The 17,076-nt window shown below is 49.3% G+C and carries 16 protein-coding genes and 1 pseudogene; 9 read left to right on the forward strand and 8 right to left on the reverse strand.

The annotated features are described in order from the left end of the window. Window positions 1-5: 5 nt before the first annotated feature. The 4 genes from nagZ to sohB all read right to left on the reverse strand — a co-directional run bounded on the left by nagZ (window position 6) and on the right by sohB (window position 3,387). Entirely contained in the window at window positions 6-1,025 is a 1,020-nt protein-coding gene (nagZ, locus tag AC0L4K_RS10205; RefSeq protein WP_473269169.1) for a beta-N-acetylhexosaminidase, read from the reverse strand. Between the two features lie 7 nt (window positions 1,026-1,032). Next, complete coding sequence (locus AC0L4K_RS10210) at window positions 1,033-1,560, reverse strand: L,D-transpeptidase family protein (RefSeq protein ID WP_417222749.1); 528 nt, start codon at window positions 1,558-1,560, stop codon at window positions 1,033-1,035. Next, window positions 1,529-2,188: a TetR/AcrR family transcriptional regulator gene (locus AC0L4K_RS10215; protein WP_417222747.1), complete on the reverse strand. Its 660-nt coding sequence runs from the start codon at window positions 2,186-2,188 to the stop codon at window positions 1,529-1,531. Before AC0L4K_RS10215 ends, AC0L4K_RS10210 begins: the two co-directional genes overlap by 32 nt. Window positions 2,189-2,316: 128 nt before the next feature. After that, the gene (sohB, locus tag AC0L4K_RS10220; protein WP_417222745.1) at window positions 2,317-3,387 is read right to left on the reverse strand and encodes a protease SohB; all 1,071 of its coding nucleotides are present in this window, start codon (window positions 3,385-3,387) and stop codon (window positions 2,317-2,319) included. 125 nt (window positions 3,388-3,512) lie between these two features. Here sohB and AC0L4K_RS10225 point away from each other — a divergent pair, with 125 nt between their 5' ends. Beyond that, complete coding sequence (locus AC0L4K_RS10225; protein WP_417222743.1) at window positions 3,513-3,848, forward strand: SCP2 sterol-binding domain-containing protein; 336 nt, start codon at window positions 3,513-3,515, stop codon at window positions 3,846-3,848. Here the strand turns inward: AC0L4K_RS10225 and nudC are convergent. Further along, entirely contained in the window at window positions 3,845-4,621 is a 777-nt protein-coding gene (gene nudC / locus AC0L4K_RS10230) for an NAD(+) diphosphatase (RefSeq protein WP_473269171.1), read from the reverse strand. The genes AC0L4K_RS10225 and nudC overlap by 4 nt on opposite strands. A gap of 243 nt (window positions 4,622-4,864) precedes the next feature. Here nudC and nhaB point away from each other — a divergent pair, with 243 nt between their 5' ends. Further along, a complete protein-coding gene (gene nhaB / locus AC0L4K_RS10235) occupies window positions 4,865-6,364 on the forward strand; it encodes a sodium/proton antiporter NhaB (protein ID WP_417222738.1) in 1,500 nt (499 codons plus the stop codon). A gap of 178 nt (window positions 6,365-6,542) precedes the next feature. Here the strand turns inward: nhaB and dnaQ are convergent, their stop codons facing one another. The 3 genes from dnaQ to AC0L4K_RS10250 are packed head-to-tail and all read right to left on the reverse strand — an operon-like array spanning window position 6,543 to window position 8,491. Beyond that, window positions 6,543-7,262: a DNA polymerase III subunit epsilon gene (gene dnaQ, locus AC0L4K_RS10240; RefSeq protein WP_417222737.1), complete on the reverse strand. Its 720-nt coding sequence runs from the start codon at window positions 7,260-7,262 to the stop codon at window positions 6,543-6,545. A 10-nt stretch (window positions 7,263-7,272) separates the two neighbouring features. Next, entirely contained in the window at window positions 7,273-7,722 is a 450-nt protein-coding gene (gene rnhA, locus AC0L4K_RS10245) for a ribonuclease HI (RefSeq protein WP_473269172.1), read from the reverse strand. After that, complete coding sequence (locus AC0L4K_RS10250; protein ID WP_473269173.1) at window positions 7,706-8,491, reverse strand: class I SAM-dependent methyltransferase; 786 nt, start codon at window positions 8,489-8,491, stop codon at window positions 7,706-7,708. Before AC0L4K_RS10250 ends, rnhA begins: the two co-directional genes overlap by 17 nt. A gap of 124 nt (window positions 8,492-8,615) precedes the next feature. On the opposite strand from AC0L4K_RS10250, the gene gloB reads away from it, so the two are divergent. The 7 genes and pseudogenes from gloB (at window position 8,616) to AC0L4K_RS10285 (ending at window position 17,053) form a co-directional block, all read left to right on the forward strand. Continuing rightward, entirely contained in the window at window positions 8,616-9,389 is a 774-nt protein-coding gene (gloB, locus tag AC0L4K_RS10255) for a hydroxyacylglutathione hydrolase (protein WP_417222729.1), read from the forward strand. A gap of 123 nt (window positions 9,390-9,512) precedes the next feature. After that, the gene (locus tag AC0L4K_RS10260; protein WP_473269175.1) at window positions 9,513-11,117 is read left to right on the forward strand and encodes a LysM peptidoglycan-binding domain-containing protein; all 1,605 of its coding nucleotides are present in this window, start codon (window positions 9,513-9,515) and stop codon (window positions 11,115-11,117) included. 34 nt (window positions 11,118-11,151) lie between these two features. Then, the gene (locus tag AC0L4K_RS10265) at window positions 11,152-11,400 is read left to right on the forward strand and encodes a hypothetical protein (RefSeq protein WP_417222723.1); all 249 of its coding nucleotides are present in this window, start codon (window positions 11,152-11,154) and stop codon (window positions 11,398-11,400) included. 79 nt (window positions 11,401-11,479) lie between these two features. Continuing rightward, on the forward strand, window positions 11,480-13,300 hold the full coding sequence (locus AC0L4K_RS10270; RefSeq protein WP_473269177.1) for an extracellular solute-binding protein: 1,821 nt from the start codon (window positions 11,480-11,482) through the stop codon (window positions 13,298-13,300). A 5-nt stretch (window positions 13,301-13,305) separates the two neighbouring features. Continuing rightward, the gene (locus AC0L4K_RS10275; protein ID WP_417222718.1) at window positions 13,306-14,406 is read left to right on the forward strand and encodes a microcin C ABC transporter permease YejB; all 1,101 of its coding nucleotides are present in this window, start codon (window positions 13,306-13,308) and stop codon (window positions 14,404-14,406) included. Between the two features lie 4 nt (window positions 14,407-14,410). Beyond that, window positions 14,411-15,462 (forward strand): annotated as a pseudogene (locus tag AC0L4K_RS10280) (ABC transporter permease). Beyond that, entirely contained in the window at window positions 15,455-17,053 is a 1,599-nt protein-coding gene (locus tag AC0L4K_RS10285; protein WP_473269178.1) for an ABC transporter ATP-binding protein, read from the forward strand. Before AC0L4K_RS10280 ends, AC0L4K_RS10285 begins: the two are co-directional and overlap by 8 nt. Window positions 17,054-17,076 lie beyond the last annotated feature (23 nt).

Raw genomic sequence — 17,076 nt, forward strand, 5'->3', positions numbered from 1 at the left:
AACGCTTATTGAATACTGATTAACTGCTTCGCTAAAGCCACCGCCTGATGCCAGCGCTCAGTGGTGCGAAGATCATTAAGATCAATCTGGCGCTTCGCCAGCATCCGCTCAATCCGCGGCGAGCCAAGATGATCGATGCTTTCCAAATAATGCAAAACCTGTAGCGCAGCAGAACGATTGTTGCACACCAGCAACATATCGCAGCCGGCTGTCAGCGCTTGCTCAGCCCGCGCTTCAAAGCGACCTGCAACACTAGCGCCTTCCATGGTCAAATCATCACTGAACACCACCCCATCAAACCCCATCTCCCCTCGCAAGCGCTGGCCGATCCAGTAAGGCGAGAAGCCCGCAGGATGCTCATCAATTTGACGGTAGATAACATGGGCAGGCATCACCGCCGCTAAGCCTTGCTGCATCAAGCGCGCAAAGGGGATCAGATCTTGCGCCTCAATATCCGCTAAGCTACGTTCATCAACCGGAATCTCGAGGTGCGAATCAGCCACCACCCAGCCATGACCAGGAAAGTGTTTACCCGTCGCCGCCATGCCTGCGTCACGCATCCCGCGAATAAAGGCCCCCGCAAGCGCAGCAACCTCTTCCGGATCGGCCGAAAACGCCCGATCCCCAATCACTTGGCTCACACCAAAATTAAGATCAAGTACGGGGGCAAAACTGATATCAACACCATAACCGACCAACTCTGCCGCCATCAGCCAGCCCAATTGCGTTGCTGCCTGGCAGGCGCTAGTCGGCTCAGCTTGATACAGCGCCCCGAGCGAGGCCATCGGCGGTAAACGAATAAAGCCCTCACGAAAACGCTGTACACGCCCACCTTCCTGATCGACGGCGATCAAAATTTGCGGCGCACAGGCGCGAATCTCTTGGATCAAATCAGACAGTTGTTGCGGGGACTGATAATTACGACTAAACAGAATAAGACCACCCACCTGAGGATTTTGCAGCAAAGCTTTATCTTCTGCTGTTAGACTCAGGCCGGCGATGTCCAGCATCAATGCTCCAGACATTAGCAATTTACTCTTCTATGAAAACTCGGGTACCTACACTCACTTGCTCAAACAACGCCACAATATCAGTATTGCGCATCCGGATGCAGCCATGGGACAAGGGCAGCCCCATCGGTTCGCTATCCGGCGTGCCGTGAATGTATATATAGCGCTGCATTGTATCAACGCTGGAGAGGCGATTGCGACCTATTTCACAGCCGCAAAGCCAGATAATACGGCTAAGAATCCAGTCTCGTGCGGGATAACGCTTAGCCAGCGCGGAGGAATAGACTTCGCCGGTAGGCCGGCGGCCTATAAAAACGGTGTTGATCGGTTTTTCTGCGCCAATCTTAGCGCGAATAAAATGCTTGCCACGGGGTGTGCAGCCACTATTCTTTTGCTCGCCGGGGCCATTCAATGCAGTCGAGATTGAATAGCGAGCAATACAGGATGAGTCCCGCCATAGCTCAAGGCGCTGCCGGGTAATTGAAATAATAATCGCAGTCACAGTACCATCAACGCCATCAAAGACGTGAAAACGGCGTGTGGTCGGCACGTGCATGCAAACCCGCCACCAGCACTGGGATCATTCGATGTAGGGTACGTTCAACTTCAGCAGCACGTTCAAACTCTCGCATTTCGAGCGCCACCAAGGTTTGGAAATTAGACAGCGTAAAGATAATCGAGCCCATCAAAAAGTGCAGCCGCCAAAAAAACTCTTCATCACTCATCACCGCCGAATCTTTACGCAATAGATCGACAAAGCAACTGAATGAACTGCGGTAACGACTGACCATCTCATCCCGCAATTCGGCCTGGTTTTTCATGTAGATTAGCTCAAGTAAACGCATGAAGACCGGCAAGGCAAATTGCTTAGATTTACCCACCCTCAATAGAGTACGCATCAGAATTTCTAACAACTCTTCCGCCGGAATGGTTTTATCCGTTTCCAACAATAACCGCTCTTCAATCGCCTCTTTGAGATTAGAAACCAAGGGAGTGAGGTATTTTTCAGCCACCGCGGTAATTAACCCTTTTTTAGAACCAAAATGATAATTAACAGCAGCCAGGTTCACCTTAGCCGCACTGGTAATTTCTCGCATCGTGGTTTCAGCAAAACCCTGTTCTGCGAACAGGGCCTCAGCAGATAACATAATTTTCTTTGCGGTTGCAGACTGTCGCATCGACGCCCCCGTCTCGGGTTATAATCCTTACTTGCTTCACACATGATAGCAATTATATGTTTGAAACGCTCATTCCAGAATTATAAGCATGATTCAGGGGTGTGCAGAAATTTCCCTTACCATTTTGGTTACTTAGCTAACAAACGAGAATTCAAAATACGTCCTGCCCACTTGGTAAACAGCGTATCAGTCGTTTTAACTGACATCTCTGAAATACGCTCTTGCAGGGTTTTCTTATATTCAAAACGCACTAAGTACACATCAGACTCTTCACAAGCCTTCGTCAAATATTCATCGCTGGTTGAGATCTCATCAATCAAGTTGACATCTAACGCCCGGCGACCAAACCACACTTCACCCGTGGCAACTTTTTCCAGATCAACCTGCGGACGAAATTCACCTACGAACTCTTTGAAGAGGCTATGGGTATCTTCAAGCTCTTCAATGAACTTCTGACGGCCCTTTTCAGTATTTTCACCCATTACCGTCATCGTACGTTTATATTCACCAGCCGTTAAAATCTCATAATCAATATCATGCTTTTTCAACAACCGATGAAAGTTAGGCAATTGCGCGACAACACCGATTGAACCGAGAATCGAAAACGGAGCAGCAACAATTTTGTCCGCCAGGCAGGCCATCATATAACCACCACTGGCCGCAACTTTATCGACACAGACAGTCAATGGAATGCCCTGACGCTTTATACGCTCGAGTTGCGATGAGGCCAAGCCATAGCTATGCACCATACCGCCAGGGCTTTCCAAACGAATAACCACTTCATCCCGCTCGGTCGCCATGGTTAGTACCGCGGTAATTTCTTCCCGCATAGGCTCCAACTCTGAGGCTTTAATATCGCCATCAAAATCCAGAACATAGACACGCTTACGATCAGCCTCAGGCACCGGTGTAGCCTTTTTCAGCGCTTTTTTACGTGCCTTAGCATCGGCTTTATCCTGTTTCTCTTCGGTTTTAAGCTGATGCTTATACACCTCGGGGTCTAACACCACTTCTTTTAGGGCGTGCTCCATATCTTCAAGTGTCTCATTCATACTATGAACACTCAGATAGCCCTCTTTATTATCTTTTTTATTCCGTGACGCCACAGCTGCCACCGCCATGAGCACCATAACAATAGCGCCGACAACCGTCAGCGCTTTTGCCAGAAACAACCCGTAACTTGCTAGAAAATCAACCACCTAACACTCCAAATAAATACGCCCACTGCGGGCAATTCAATATATTGATTTATGGTCGGGTAATGTAACATACAACCCTCTTAGGCAATATCACTGAAAGATAAATTTGGAGAGCCGAATCAAACATGTCTGATACCATTACCGTCACCCAGGTTATCGAAAAGCTTTCCAGTCGCTTTATACCGGAAAACACCCAAGGTATAACTGCCACTTTTCAATTTGTGCTGGACGATGCCGATGATTTTTATTTCAGCATCGCCGACCAACAACTAACCGTTGAACTCGGCGAACACCCAGATCCCGATATCACCCTCATCACCAACAGCCAAACCTTCATCAGCGTAGTGACCGGCGAAAAAGACGGTATGAGTGCCTACCTTAGCGGTAAACTCAGGGCCGAAGGCAATGTGATGCTAGCGACCCGGTTAGGTAAATTTTTCAGTAAGAAAAAGCAGCGTTAATCGGCTTTTTGCCAACGCGCCTGAAACGCGTCGATCAACTGCCGAGAGATGGTGAACGGTGGTGGGATTGGCGCATCATCCAGCTCGGTATAATGAAACCACTGGGCATCAATGATCTCATCGGGTTCGGGAACAATCTCACCGGAAACATAATCGGCAAAAAAGCCAAACATCAATGAATGAGGGAAGGGCCACGATTGACTGCAATAGTAGCGAATATTATTTACCTCAACGCCCACCTCTTCACGCACTTCACGGGCCAAAGCATCCTCAGCACTCTCTCCCGCCTCAATAAAACCGGCTAAGGTACTATAGCGCACCTCAGTAAAGCGAATACCGTGAGCCAACAAACAATACTCACCCTTAGTAACCAAGGTGATAATACAGGGGGATAGCCGAGGGTACTGAGTTAAACCACACCCATTACATTGCTTAGCCAGATCTTGCGCATGATGAACCAAGCCATCACCACAACGAGGGCAAAAACAATGGTCACGACTCCAAGTGATAACCTGTGCCGCTCGCGAGATCAGCGGAAAATCCCCCTCCTCGGCATGTGATAATAGCTGTCGCAGATTAAAACCCGCTCCATCAACCGGCAACGCCGTCTCAGGCATAACCAGCAATTTCACCGGCTGCTCAGGCAGCAGCGTAAGATCATATTCTTCTAATGCGAGAGCATGATCACAACAAGGTTGATCAAACAACCACCGTCCTTGGACATCGGACCAGACTCGCTGACCGGCGGCATAAATATACTCAATTTTCATCATTTTATGGGAACCTAAACAAAAGTAGATCGCTGAACTGTGATTTCAGACATACAGCTCACCTAAAGATTAGAGTACGCTTAACAGGTTAAGCAGGCTTTTGATTTAACACAACTCCTGCTAACCTACGGCGAAATAGTAACAACTTTAACTACTTAACATATGTTGGAAAGACTGTAATCACTACATTTAACATGATGTACAGAAACTTTCCATAAGCCCGAATTGGCACAGGACCCCGTATCGATGACCACTACGCAGGCTCTTATTAAGAACTTTCTTGGCAACTCTCCTATTTGGTATAAGCAGGCCATAGTACTTTTTCTTATCTTAAATCCGATTCTTCTCTACACGGTAGGCCCAGTCATAACGGGCTGGACACTGATTTTTGAGTTTATCTTCACCCTGGCGCTTGCCCTTAAATGCTACCCACTGCAACCCGGCGGTCTGCTTGCCTTAGAAGCCATTATTATTGGCCTCGCAAGCCCAGACACGGTTTATCACGAAGTACAAGCCAACCTTGAGGTCATCCTACTGCTGATGTTTATGGTAGCAGGCATCTACTTCATGAAGAACATGCTCTTATGGGTGTTTACCAAGCTACTGCTAAAAATTCACTCTAAAATTATTCTTTCACTTATGTTTTCGCTATTTGCCGCGCTTCTGTCAGCATTTCTTGATGCATTGACCGTCACCGCAGTATTAATCAGCGTTGGCGTTGGCTTTTATGCGGTCTACCACAAAGTAGCTTCAGGTAAACAGTTTCAACAAGAAGCCCATGACCACGGCGATGATGAGCATGTACACCAAGACCATCACGAAACCCTCAATCAATTTCGTGCCTTTTTGCGCAGTTTGCTCATGCATGGAGCTGTAGGAACGGCGCTAGGTGGAGTATGTACACTGGTCGGTGAACCGCAAAACCTGTTAATCGCACAAAAAGCCGGTTGGGATTTTGTTGAATTCTTTATTCTTATGGCACCGGTCACCATGCCGGTACTGTTCGCCGGTCTAGCCACCTGTATGCTGCTGGAAAAACTCAAGTGGTTTGGCTATGGCGCCGACATTCCTCCCTCTGTTCGCGCTATTCTGGAAGAGTTCTCAGCTGAACAGGACAAAAAACTAACCAAATCCGATAAGCTTGCCTTGTTTGTACAGATTCTGGTGGCGTTTTTCTTGGTCTTGGCGCTCGCCTTCCATTTGGCGGCCGTTGGTTTAATCGGTCTAACCGTGATTATTCTGCTGACTGCCTTTAATGGTATCGTCGAAGAGCATCAGATCGGTAAAGCATTCGAAGAAGCACTGCCCTTTACTGCACTGCTGGTGGTGTTTTTCTCTATCGTCTCAGTGATTCATGAACAGCACCTGTTTCAGCCGATCATCGCTTCCGTACTGGCGATGGATACCCATGTTCAACCAGGCATTTTCTTTATTGCTAACGGCGTGTTATCCGCTATTTCCGATAATGTTTTTGTTGCTACGGTGTATATCAATGAAGTTCTCGAGGCGCTTCATGAAGGCTCAATTACCCGCGAACACTTTGATCTGCTAGCAATTGCCATCAACACCGGTACTAATATCCCAAGTGTTGCTACCCCTAACGGTCAAGCTGCCTTTCTGTTCCTGCTAACCTCAGCCCTCGCTCCGCTAATCCGTTTGTCTTACGGCACGATGGTATGGATGGCATTACCTTATACAATAGTGATGAGCCTGACAGGTTACTTTGCGGTGACCCACTTCTTATAAGCAACAAGCGCCTCAATCAAACACCTCGGCTGAGGCAAATAAAAAAGGCTGATGCGCTAAGCATCAGCCTTTTTTATAACCGCAAAAACAGGACAGCAGATCAGCCTTAGAGAAGACAGGTGTAGTACACCTAGAACCCTTTCTTATCGCTGCCTTGCGAAGTGCTAATGTGCAGCCTTTATTCCGCCTCGGACGGCACCACGCCAATCTGACTCCAGATACTGCCAGCCTTACCATCTAAACGGCTAATATAAGCCTGATGCGCTTCAAGCTCAGCCTCATTCGCCGGTTGAACCGTCAGATTCAGATCACTGGTATTCATTCTGCGAATCTGATCGACTCCGTCATGGCCATCCTCTTCGCCGGCGAGCAACAGATTTTTCTGTCCACCGGTGAGCATCAGATAAACGTCAGCAAGTATCTCAGAGTCAAGCAAGGCGCCGTGTAATTCACGGTGACTGTTATCAATGCCATACCGACGACATAACGCATCAAGGTTGTTTTTCTGACCCGGGTGCTTCTTTCGCGCTAACGCTAACGTATCGGTTATATGGCAAAAATCATTAACGCGCTCATTATGATTATTCAGCTTTAACTCATGGTTCATAAAGCCCACGTCGAAGGGCGCGTTATGAATCACCAAGTCAGCCCCCCGAATAAAGTGCAGAAACTCATCCTGAATTTCCGGGAACCGCGGTTTATCGTTCAAAAATTCATTGGTAATACCGTGAACCTGTATCGCCTCCTCATCAATCGCACGATCCGGATTGAGATAACGATGATAGGTACGTCCCGTTAAACGACGATTCATCATCTCCACACAACCAATCTCAATAATTCGATGACCCTCCTTGGGGTCAATACCGGTGGTTTCGGTATCCAGTACAATCTGTCTCATTATTTATCTGTCACTTACGTTGTTGCAGGGCCAATTCGACCCCTCGGTTAGCCAACTGGTCCGCCAGCTCATTGCCTGGATGACCACTGTGTCCTTTAACCCACTTCCACGCTATCTGGTGGCGGGCATTCTGCTCATCAAGGCGCTGCCAGAGATCGGCATTTTTTACCGGCTTTTTCGCCGCTGTTTTCCAACCGTTACGTTTCCAACCCGCCAACCACTCGGTTATACCTTTACGTACATACTGAGAATCGGTCGTTAACGTAATCTCACAGGGCTCTTTTAACATCGCAAGGGCCTCAATTGCTGCCATTAACTCCATACGATTATTCGTGGTTGTTAATTCACCGCCACAGAGCTCTTTGGCATGTTCGCCATATTGCAGCACGGCACCCCAGCCACCAGGGCCGGGATTACCCTTGCAGGCACCATCAGTATAAATATTAACTTTTTTCTTCACTCACACTTCCTCGAGCACCGCCAGTTGAGGGTTCAACCCGCGGCAAATTTAACAGCTTACGCTGCTTTCTAACAGGTTCGATAGGGGTCATACCACCAACATCTTTGCGTGCCACCTGCAACATAAACGCACCACAGTGAGATGAACATCGCCGGGTCATCGCATCGATCATGCGCGTCCGTTGTCGCCACGTCTCTTTTTCAAAAGGCAACCGGTAGTAATCGGACAATTCTTTCACCATCGTCAGCTCAAGCAATGATAACCAGTCATCCATCCGCTGTGGACTGATAAAATGGCCCTGCCAAGGCACCGTCTCTTTATTAAATTTCAGTTTGCGATATAGCCCCCACCAGCTGATAGGGTTAAAACCAACATTGATCAGGTAGCCACCGGGCCTTAATACCCGTGCGGCTTCCCGTAATACTTGATGAGGGCTTTGGGCAAAATCCAAGGCATGATGAAGCACCACCACATCGATACTATTATGCTCGAACGGCAGCTCTTCATTACGCGCAATCACGGCGCTGTCGGGTAACCCCAACTCCGTTAGCGGGTTAACCATAATCTGATGCCGCACGGGACTTTCGCGCGCCAGATCTAAACGGTTATCAAAACTCAATTGCAACAGATGATAACCAAACATTGTCGGCAGCAAACGATCGAGAAGCGCCCGCTCAGATATTAATAGCTGCTGGCCCAACTCTGTCTCGAACCACTGCCGTAGTTCGGGTAACCACTCACTAAGGGAAGGCTGTCGTTTAAAAACCATAGATGATTAGCGCTTAACGCTCCGCGTTGAATAGGTTAATCTTGCCATACACCGGGCTATATACGCCCGTATCATTTATCTTGTACTACTATATCTGACAAATCTGATTCCGCCGAGGCCTAAAATGTTTAATGTCACCCCGATCCCTGCTTTTAATGATAACTATATTTGGGCACTAGCAGTACCGGGTACACAAGCCGTAGCGGTGGTTGACCCTGGCGATGCGGAGGCGGTCAACCGTTACCTGCACGATAACAACCTGCAACTTACGACCATTCTGATTACCCATCACCACCATGACCATACCGGCGGGGTTACTCAACTGAGCCATGAGCATTCGGTTAAAGTGTACGGCCCGGCTAACTCACCATTCAAAGGGATCACCGATAAACTATCCGATGGCGATCAAATTGAACTGCTTGGGCAGGCATTGACGGTGCGTGCAGTACCAGGCCATACCCTCGATCATATTAGCTATTATTGTGCCGCTGCGACGCCACAAGTTTTTTGCGGTGATACGCTATTTTTAGCAGGCTGCGGTCGACTCTTTGAAGGCACCGCTGAGCAGATGCATCAAGCGATGGAATACTTCAACAGTTTGCCCGATAACACCCAGATTTACTGCACTCATGAATACTCACTCGCCAACCTTGCATTTGCTGCCGCAGTCGAGCCCAGCAACCCACAGATCACTGCCGTGATTGAACGTTGCACCCAACAACGGCAGAGCCTACAACCAACACTGCCAACCACTATCGCCACCGAAAAGCAGATCAACCCTTTTCTGCGCTACAACCAAGCCGGCGTAAAACAAGCGGCGGAGCAGTTTTCCGGTCACCCTTTAGCTTCTGAGGTTGCGATCTTCGCCGCTATCCGCGAATGGAAGAATCAGTTCTAACGACCAATTTACGTTAGCTATCAACAACCTTGATATGGGGCAATCGAAGGCCGATAACGGTTGACCCATCGATACCAGCCCCATAAAATGCTGCCTTAAATTTATCATGGGGCATCGCGTTCAATGCAGTTGGTCAGAAAATTTGTTGTACTCACCGCTGCTGGGCTTATGCTCACAGGCTGTCAGAATACCTTGGTTAACAACCACTCTACACCTGAGTTTACGCCCAAGGCCTATGTCATCACGCCCGACTTGAATACGGATATGCTGGATGCGGGCGAAACGAATGCCAGCTTCCCTCGCCCAACAGGCCATGCGAATACTGATGACCTGTGGCAACTGACGCGCGCTAATCTGCAACTCAATCTAGATAATCAAGATCCCCGTCTACAAAAGCAGTTTGAGTGGTACAAAAAGCACCCCGAATATATGCAACGGGTTACTAACCGTGCCGGTCGTTACTACTATTACATTCTTAATGAAGTGCTGAAGCGCGACATGCCGGCAGAGATTGCCCTGCTGCCGATCGTTGAAAGTGCCTACGACCCTTTCGCTTATTCCCATGGCCGTGCAGCGGGACCTTGGCAGTTCATTCCCGGCACGGCGAAACATTTCGGCCTAAAATCCAGTTGGTGGTATGACGGCCGTCGCGATATTATCGCCTCCACCGATGCCGCGTTAACCTACTTACAGCAACTATACGGCCGCTTTGGTGATTGGGAGCTAGCATTAGCCGCCTATAACTGCGGTGGCGGCACGGTTTCTAAAGCTATCCGCAAAAACAAAAACAAAGGCTTAGCCACCGACTTTTGGTCGCTTAATCTGCCCAAAGAAACACGCGCCTATGTGCCGAAACTCTTAGCCGTATCACGACTTATCAGAGACGCCGATCAGTCAAACCTGACATTGACCCCGCTGGCCAACAAACCTGTTTTCGAGCAGGTTGAACTCGACAGCCAAATCGATCTAGCCCAAGCGGCTGAACTCAGTTCAATTTCAACCCAAGAGCTATATCAGCTCAACCCGGGTTTTAATCGCTGGGCGACCGATCCGGATGGCCCTCATCGGCTACTTATTCCAGCGACCACCGCCGATCAGTTTCGCGACCAGTTGGCGGCACTGCCGACCCAACAACGGGTTAATTGGAGTCGTCATAAAATTCGCCCTGGCGACACGATCAGCACCATCGCCAAACAGTATAAAACCACCTCATCGGTCATTCGTCATGCCAACAAGTTGAGCGATAACAGGATTCGGGCCGGACGTTACCTTCTCATTCCCAGCGCCAAACATAGCGCTAGCGAATACTCTCTGAGTGAGTCCGAACGTTTTAGCCGCAAGCAAAATCAGTTGGCATCGAGTAATCGCACCAAAACCAGCTACAAAGTAAAATCTGGCGATAGTTTCTGGAGTATTGCTCGACGCCACAATATTAGCGTAAGCGAACTCACCGCGTGGAACCAGATGGCCCCGAGTGACTCATTGAGAGCTGGCCGCAGCCTCACCATTTGGAAAACGGGGACGGAGAAAGTGCTTAGCCGTAGCGATGAACAGATGATCAAGCGCGTGGGCTACTCAGTGCGCAACGGCGACTCACTATCCACTATTGCGAGCCGCTTTAGTGTTTCAGTCAGTGATATCAAACGTTGGAACAAACTGGAGCAGAGCCACTACCTTCAGCCTGGACAAAACCTAACACTCTATGTTGATATTACTAAAACACGCTAATCGAGCTATATCCGGCTAATACAGGGATCACACTATGGACGCTCTCAGCATTGGCATCATCATTATTGCCACGGCAACGGCACTGCTGTTCAAGTTTGTGCTCTACCATAAGATCTGCCACTGGATGGATCAAGACCTCATCAAAGGGCTAGCAGAGGGCGATGCGAATAAGCATCGTTTTCTGACACAACAATTAATCGATATGAAAGCTGCCAAGGTCAAACGCAAACTACAACATCAACGTCTGACCGATCTTGCCACTGAATTTGAACAAAACCGCTGATCCGTACTCATATAACTAGCTATAACCCATTCCCCCTGTTATAAATTAACAGATTATCAATCTGGCTGGATAATTACGGATGAATTTCAAACAGTTATCTAAGCAGGTAGCAACACTCTGCCTGTTATCTGCAACGCTACTTGCCTCAATCATCACCCCGCTACAGGCGGCACAGCCGCAGCATGGTCTTTCCATGTACGGTAATTTGAAATATCCACCTGAATTCCAACACTTTGATTACGTCAACGTGGACGCCCCAAAAGGCGGCACCGCTTCTCAGGATGCTATTGGCACCTTCGACAGCTTTAACCCTTTTATTATTAAAGGCGCGGCCGCCGACGGCATCGGCATGATCTACGATTCCCTGCTTACCCGTGCCCAAGATGAGGCGTTCTCCCTCTATGGCCTGCTAGCCGAATCCCTTGAAGTGGCCGACGATCGCAGCTGGATCATTTTCAACATCAACCCCAAAGCCCGCTTCAGCGATGGCCAACCAGTGACCGCCGAAGACGTCATCTACAGCTTTAAACTGCTACGTGAACAAGGCTCGCCTTTCTATCAATCTTATTATCGCGAGATCTCCGCCATTGAAGCGCTGTCTGAACGGCGGGTTAAATTCAGTTTCAGTGCCCGCGAAAACAGAGAACTGCCGCTGATTGTCGGCGAAGTCAGTATTTTGCCTAAACACTATTGGGAACAGCGCGACTTCAGTCAACCAAGCCTTGATGTACCGATCGGCTCCGGTCCTTATGTGATTGACAGCTTTGATGCAGGCCGCACCATTAACTATAAACGTAACCCCGATTACTGGGCCGCCGATTTGCCCGTCAACCGTGGCCGCTTTAATTTTGATAACTTGCGCTACGACTACTACAAAGACGGCAATGTTGCTCTGGAGGCCTTTAAAGGTGGCGAATACGACTTCCGTCAAGAAACCTCCTCTAAACAGTGGGCTACCGGTTATAAAGGCTCGGTGTTTGATGAGGGTAAAATCATCACCCGCAACATCATCCACGAAAACCCTACCGGTATGCAGGCGTTTATCCTCAATACCCGCAAACCCTACTTTGCTGACAGCCGCGTAAGACAGGCATTGGCTTACGCCTTCGACTTTGAATGGACCAATAAAAATATTTTCTATAACGCTTACACCCGCACCCACAGTTTTTTCTCTAACTCAGAGATGGCAGCTCGGGCACTGCCCACAGCCGAAGAACTTCGTATTCTCGAACCGATTCGTGATCAGGTGCCGGCAGAAGTCTTTACCGAGGTATATCAAGCACCAACCACCAACGGTGATGGCAAAACCCGAGGGCAATTACGCTCCGCTTTGCGATTACTCAAAAGCGCAGGCTGGGCACTCAAAGACGGCCTGCTCTTAGGGCCTGACGGCAAGCAGATGACCTTTGAAATTCTGCTGGTACAACCCGCCTTTGAACGTATTGTCGCACCCTTTAGCCGTAATTTAGAGCGCATGGGTATCAAACCCACGGTGCGCGTTATCGACGCCTCTCAATATATCAACCGGGTGCGTAGTTTCGATTTCGATATCATCGTTAGCGGCTTTGGTCAGTCCAGTTCGCCCGGTAACGAACAGCGGGAATACTGGCACTCTAGCACCGCCGACCAACCCGGCAGCCGTAATATGATCGGCATCAAGAACCCTACCGTTGACTACCTAGTGGAACAATTGATTCAGGCACCCAACCGTGAACAGCTAGTACTAAGAACCCGCGCACTCGATCGCGTATTACAATGGAACCATTATGTGATCCCGCAATACCATATCAACAGCTACCGGGTGGCATACTGGGATAAGTTTGGCTACCCGGCAGTACATCCTAAATACTCACTGGGGTTTGATACCTGGTGGGTTAAACCCGATAAAGCGGAGCAATAACCGCAATGGCGGCCTATATCCTGCGGCGTTTGCTGCTGATCATTCCGACCCTATTCGGCATACTGACCATCAATTTTCTCATTGTACAAGCCGCCCCCGGCGGGCCGGTCGAGCAAACCATTGCCAACCTTCAGGGGCTCAATACCAGTGCCACGGCACGCTTCGATGGATCGGCGCAATCGGATCTTAGCGGCGGATCGCCCTCCGCCACCGAGAATAGCAGCACCTACCGTGGCGGTCGCGGCCTTGATCCCCAGCTAGTGAAACAGATTGAAGCCCAGTTCGGTTTTGACAAACCCGCCCATGAACGTTTTTTCCAGATGCTGAAAAACTATCTGGTGTTCGATTTTGGCGAAAGTCTCTTTAGCGGCAAAAAAGTCACCGATCTGATTATCGAAAAACTACCGGTATCGATCTCCTTAGGCCTATGGACTACCCTGATCACCTATCTGGTCGCTGTACCACTGGGGATCAAAAAAGCGGTACGTGATGGCACACCGTTCGATGTCTGGAGTAGCTCGATTATTATTATCGGCTATGCGATTCCCAACTTTCTCTTCGCCATCCTGCTGATTGTCTTATTTGCCGGTGGCACCTATTTCAGTTGGTTTCCTCTGCGAGGGCTTACCTCCCCGGATTTCGATCAACTCAGCGCATGGGGGCAGATTAAAGACTACTTCTGGCATATCACTCTACCGGTTTTGGTTTCGGTTATTGGCAGCTTTGCGACACTCTCCATGCTGACTAAAAACTCCTTTCTCGATGAGATCAATAAGCAATATGTTATCACCGCCCGTGCCAAGGGCTTATCAGAAAACCAAGTCCTTTATGGCCATGTATTTCGCAACGCCATGCTGCTGATTATCGCCGGCATGCCCGCTGCTCTGATCGGTATTTTCTTTACCGGTTCAATGCTCATTGAGGTGATATTCTCACTCGACGGCATTGGCTTACTCGGCTATGAAGCCGTCATCAAACGCGATTACCCGGTTATTTTCGGCACCCTCTACATCTTCACCCTGATTGGCCTATTGCTGAAATTGGTAAGCGATCTGACCTATGTCGCGGTCGATCCCCGAATAGATTTTGAAAGTAGAGAAAATTGAGCACATGCTGTCACTGTTCAAACACAACAAAATGAGCCCCATCAACCAACGCCGGCTGCAGAACTTTCGCAATAACCGTCGAGGTTACTGGGCGCTGTGGCTATTTTTGGCGTTATTTATCAGCAGCCTATTTGCCGAACTCATCGCCAACGATAAGCCCTTGCTGATTCGCTATGACAATAGTTTCTACTATCCGGTCATGGTGGATTATTCGGAACTCGTCTTTGGCGGTGAGTTTGATACCTTCGCCGATTATAAAGATCCTTATATTCAAGACCTAATCATCGATCAGGGTGGCTGGATACTCTGGCCTCCGATACGCTTTAGCTATCGCACCATCAACCAAGACCTTCCTGTGCCAGCCCCCTCCCCCCGAGCAGCGATAACCTATTGGGTACCGATGATCAGGGACGCGACGTGCTAGCCCGAGTTATCTACGGCTTTCGAGTATCGGTGTTATTTGCCATCACCCTCACCCTGATCAGCTCGGTCATTGGTGTCGCCGCAGGCGCAGTACAGGGTTATTATGGCGGCAAAGTAGACCTATTCTTTCAACGATTTATCGAAATTTGGTCTGGCATGCCGGTGCTATTCTTACTAATTATTTTGGCCAGTATTGTCCAACCTAACTTCTGGTGGTTGCTTGGCATCATGCTGCTATTTTCCTGGATGCAGCTGGTCGATGTTGTCAGGGCTGAGTTTCTTCGCGGGCGTAATTTAGAATACGTGCGGGCCGCGCGAGCGCTAGGGCTAGGAAACCGCTTAATCATGTTCCGTCATATTCTGCCCAATGCGATGGTAGCCACACTCACCTTTATGCCCTTTATTTTCAATGGCTCACTGGTCACCCTGACGGCATTGGATTTCCTTGGCTTCGGTCTCCCTCCTGGGTCTGCCTCACTCGGGGAATTAGTGGCGCAAGGCAAAGCGAACCTCCACGCTCCATGGCTTGGACTCACCGCCTTTGTCTCACTATCGATTATGCTAACACTGTTAATTTTTATCGGCGAAGCGGTGCGCGATGCCTTTGATCCGAGGAAAACATTCAATGACTGAAGCTCTGTTATCCGTCCGCAATCTGTCGGTACGCTTCGGCCAAGATAGTCAGGCTGTTGATGCGGTCAAACGGGTTAGCTTTGATATCAAAACAGGCAAAATAATGGCCTTGGTGGGCGAATCAGGCTCCGGCAAATCCGTGACCGCCATGTCGATCCTGAAGCTATTGCCCTACCCTAAAGCTAGCCACCCTGAGGGTGAGATTTTATATCAAGGTAAAAACCTACTACAAAACAGCGAAGCAGAGATGCGAGCCCTGCGGGGGGATCGCATCAGCGTCATTTTTCAAGAACCAATGACCTCGCTTAACCCATTGCACAACATTGCCCGTCAGATCGGTGAGACACTGCTGCTACATAAAGGCCTAACCGGCCTACAAGCCCGCCAACGCACGCTAGAACTGTTAGAGTTAGTAGGTATCAAAGACGCAGAGAAACGCCTGACAAGCTACCCTCATGAGCTATCTGGCGGGCAACGTCAGCGGGTGATGATTGCGATGGCCTTGGCCAATGACCCGGAGTTGCTGATCGCCGATGAACCGACCACCGCCTTAGATGTGACAATTCAGGAACAGATACTCGAGCTACTGCAGTCACTACAACGAAAAATGGGGATGTCGGTTCTCTTAATCACCCACGACCTTAATATTGTGCGCCGCTACAGCGATGATGTTTGCGTGATGTATCAAGGCTCTATCGTTGAACACAACAGCACTGCCGCATTATTTGCCGAGCCACAACACCCCTACACACTCAAGCTACTGAATGCAGAGCCTAGCGGCCAACCTCAACCGGTCGCGCAGAGTGACACCCCCATACTGCATACCCGTCATCTTAAAGTCTGGTTTCCGATCAAACGCGGGCTACTAAAAAAGACCGTGGATCATATCAAAGCAGTTAACCCCTGTGATATCACCCTCTACCCCGGCCGCACCTTAGGGGTTGTCGGTGAGAGCGGCTCAGGAAAAACCACATTAGGTCTCGCGATCCTACGCCTTATTAAGTCAGACGGCGCCATAGAGTTTGCCGGCACAGCCATTGACTCACTCAACCAGCGGGAAATAAAACCGCTACGACGCAGAATGCAAATCGTCTTTCAGGACCCCTATGGCAGTCTCAGCCCACGGATGTCTGTTGCCGATTCCATTAATGAGGGGCTAGAGATTCATAACATCGGCCTAGCGAGCGAACGTCAACAGATGATTATTGATGTGCTGCGCGAGGTCGGACTTGAACCGCAGGACAGGCATCGTTATCCGCATGAATTTTCCGGCGGTCAGCGACAACGTATTGCGATAGCCAGGGCTGTTATTCTTAAACCCGAGCTGATCATATTGGATGAACCCACGTCCGCATTAGACCGTACCGTACAGGCACAAATCATCGACCTGTTACGCACTCTGCAACAACGCTACCAACTCAGCTATATCTTTATCAGCCACGACCTCGCCGTGGTGAAGGCTCTCAGCCACGATCTACTGGTGATGCAACAGGGTAATGTCGTTGAGCAGGGGTTGGCCGCTGATATTTTCAAACAACCGACACAGGCTTATACCCGCCGCTTACTCGATGCCGCGTTTGCCCGCTCATAAACAGCGGTAGCTATATAGCGATA

The sequence above is a fragment of the Amphritea sp. GJ51-11 genome (genome assembly GCF_055808735.1).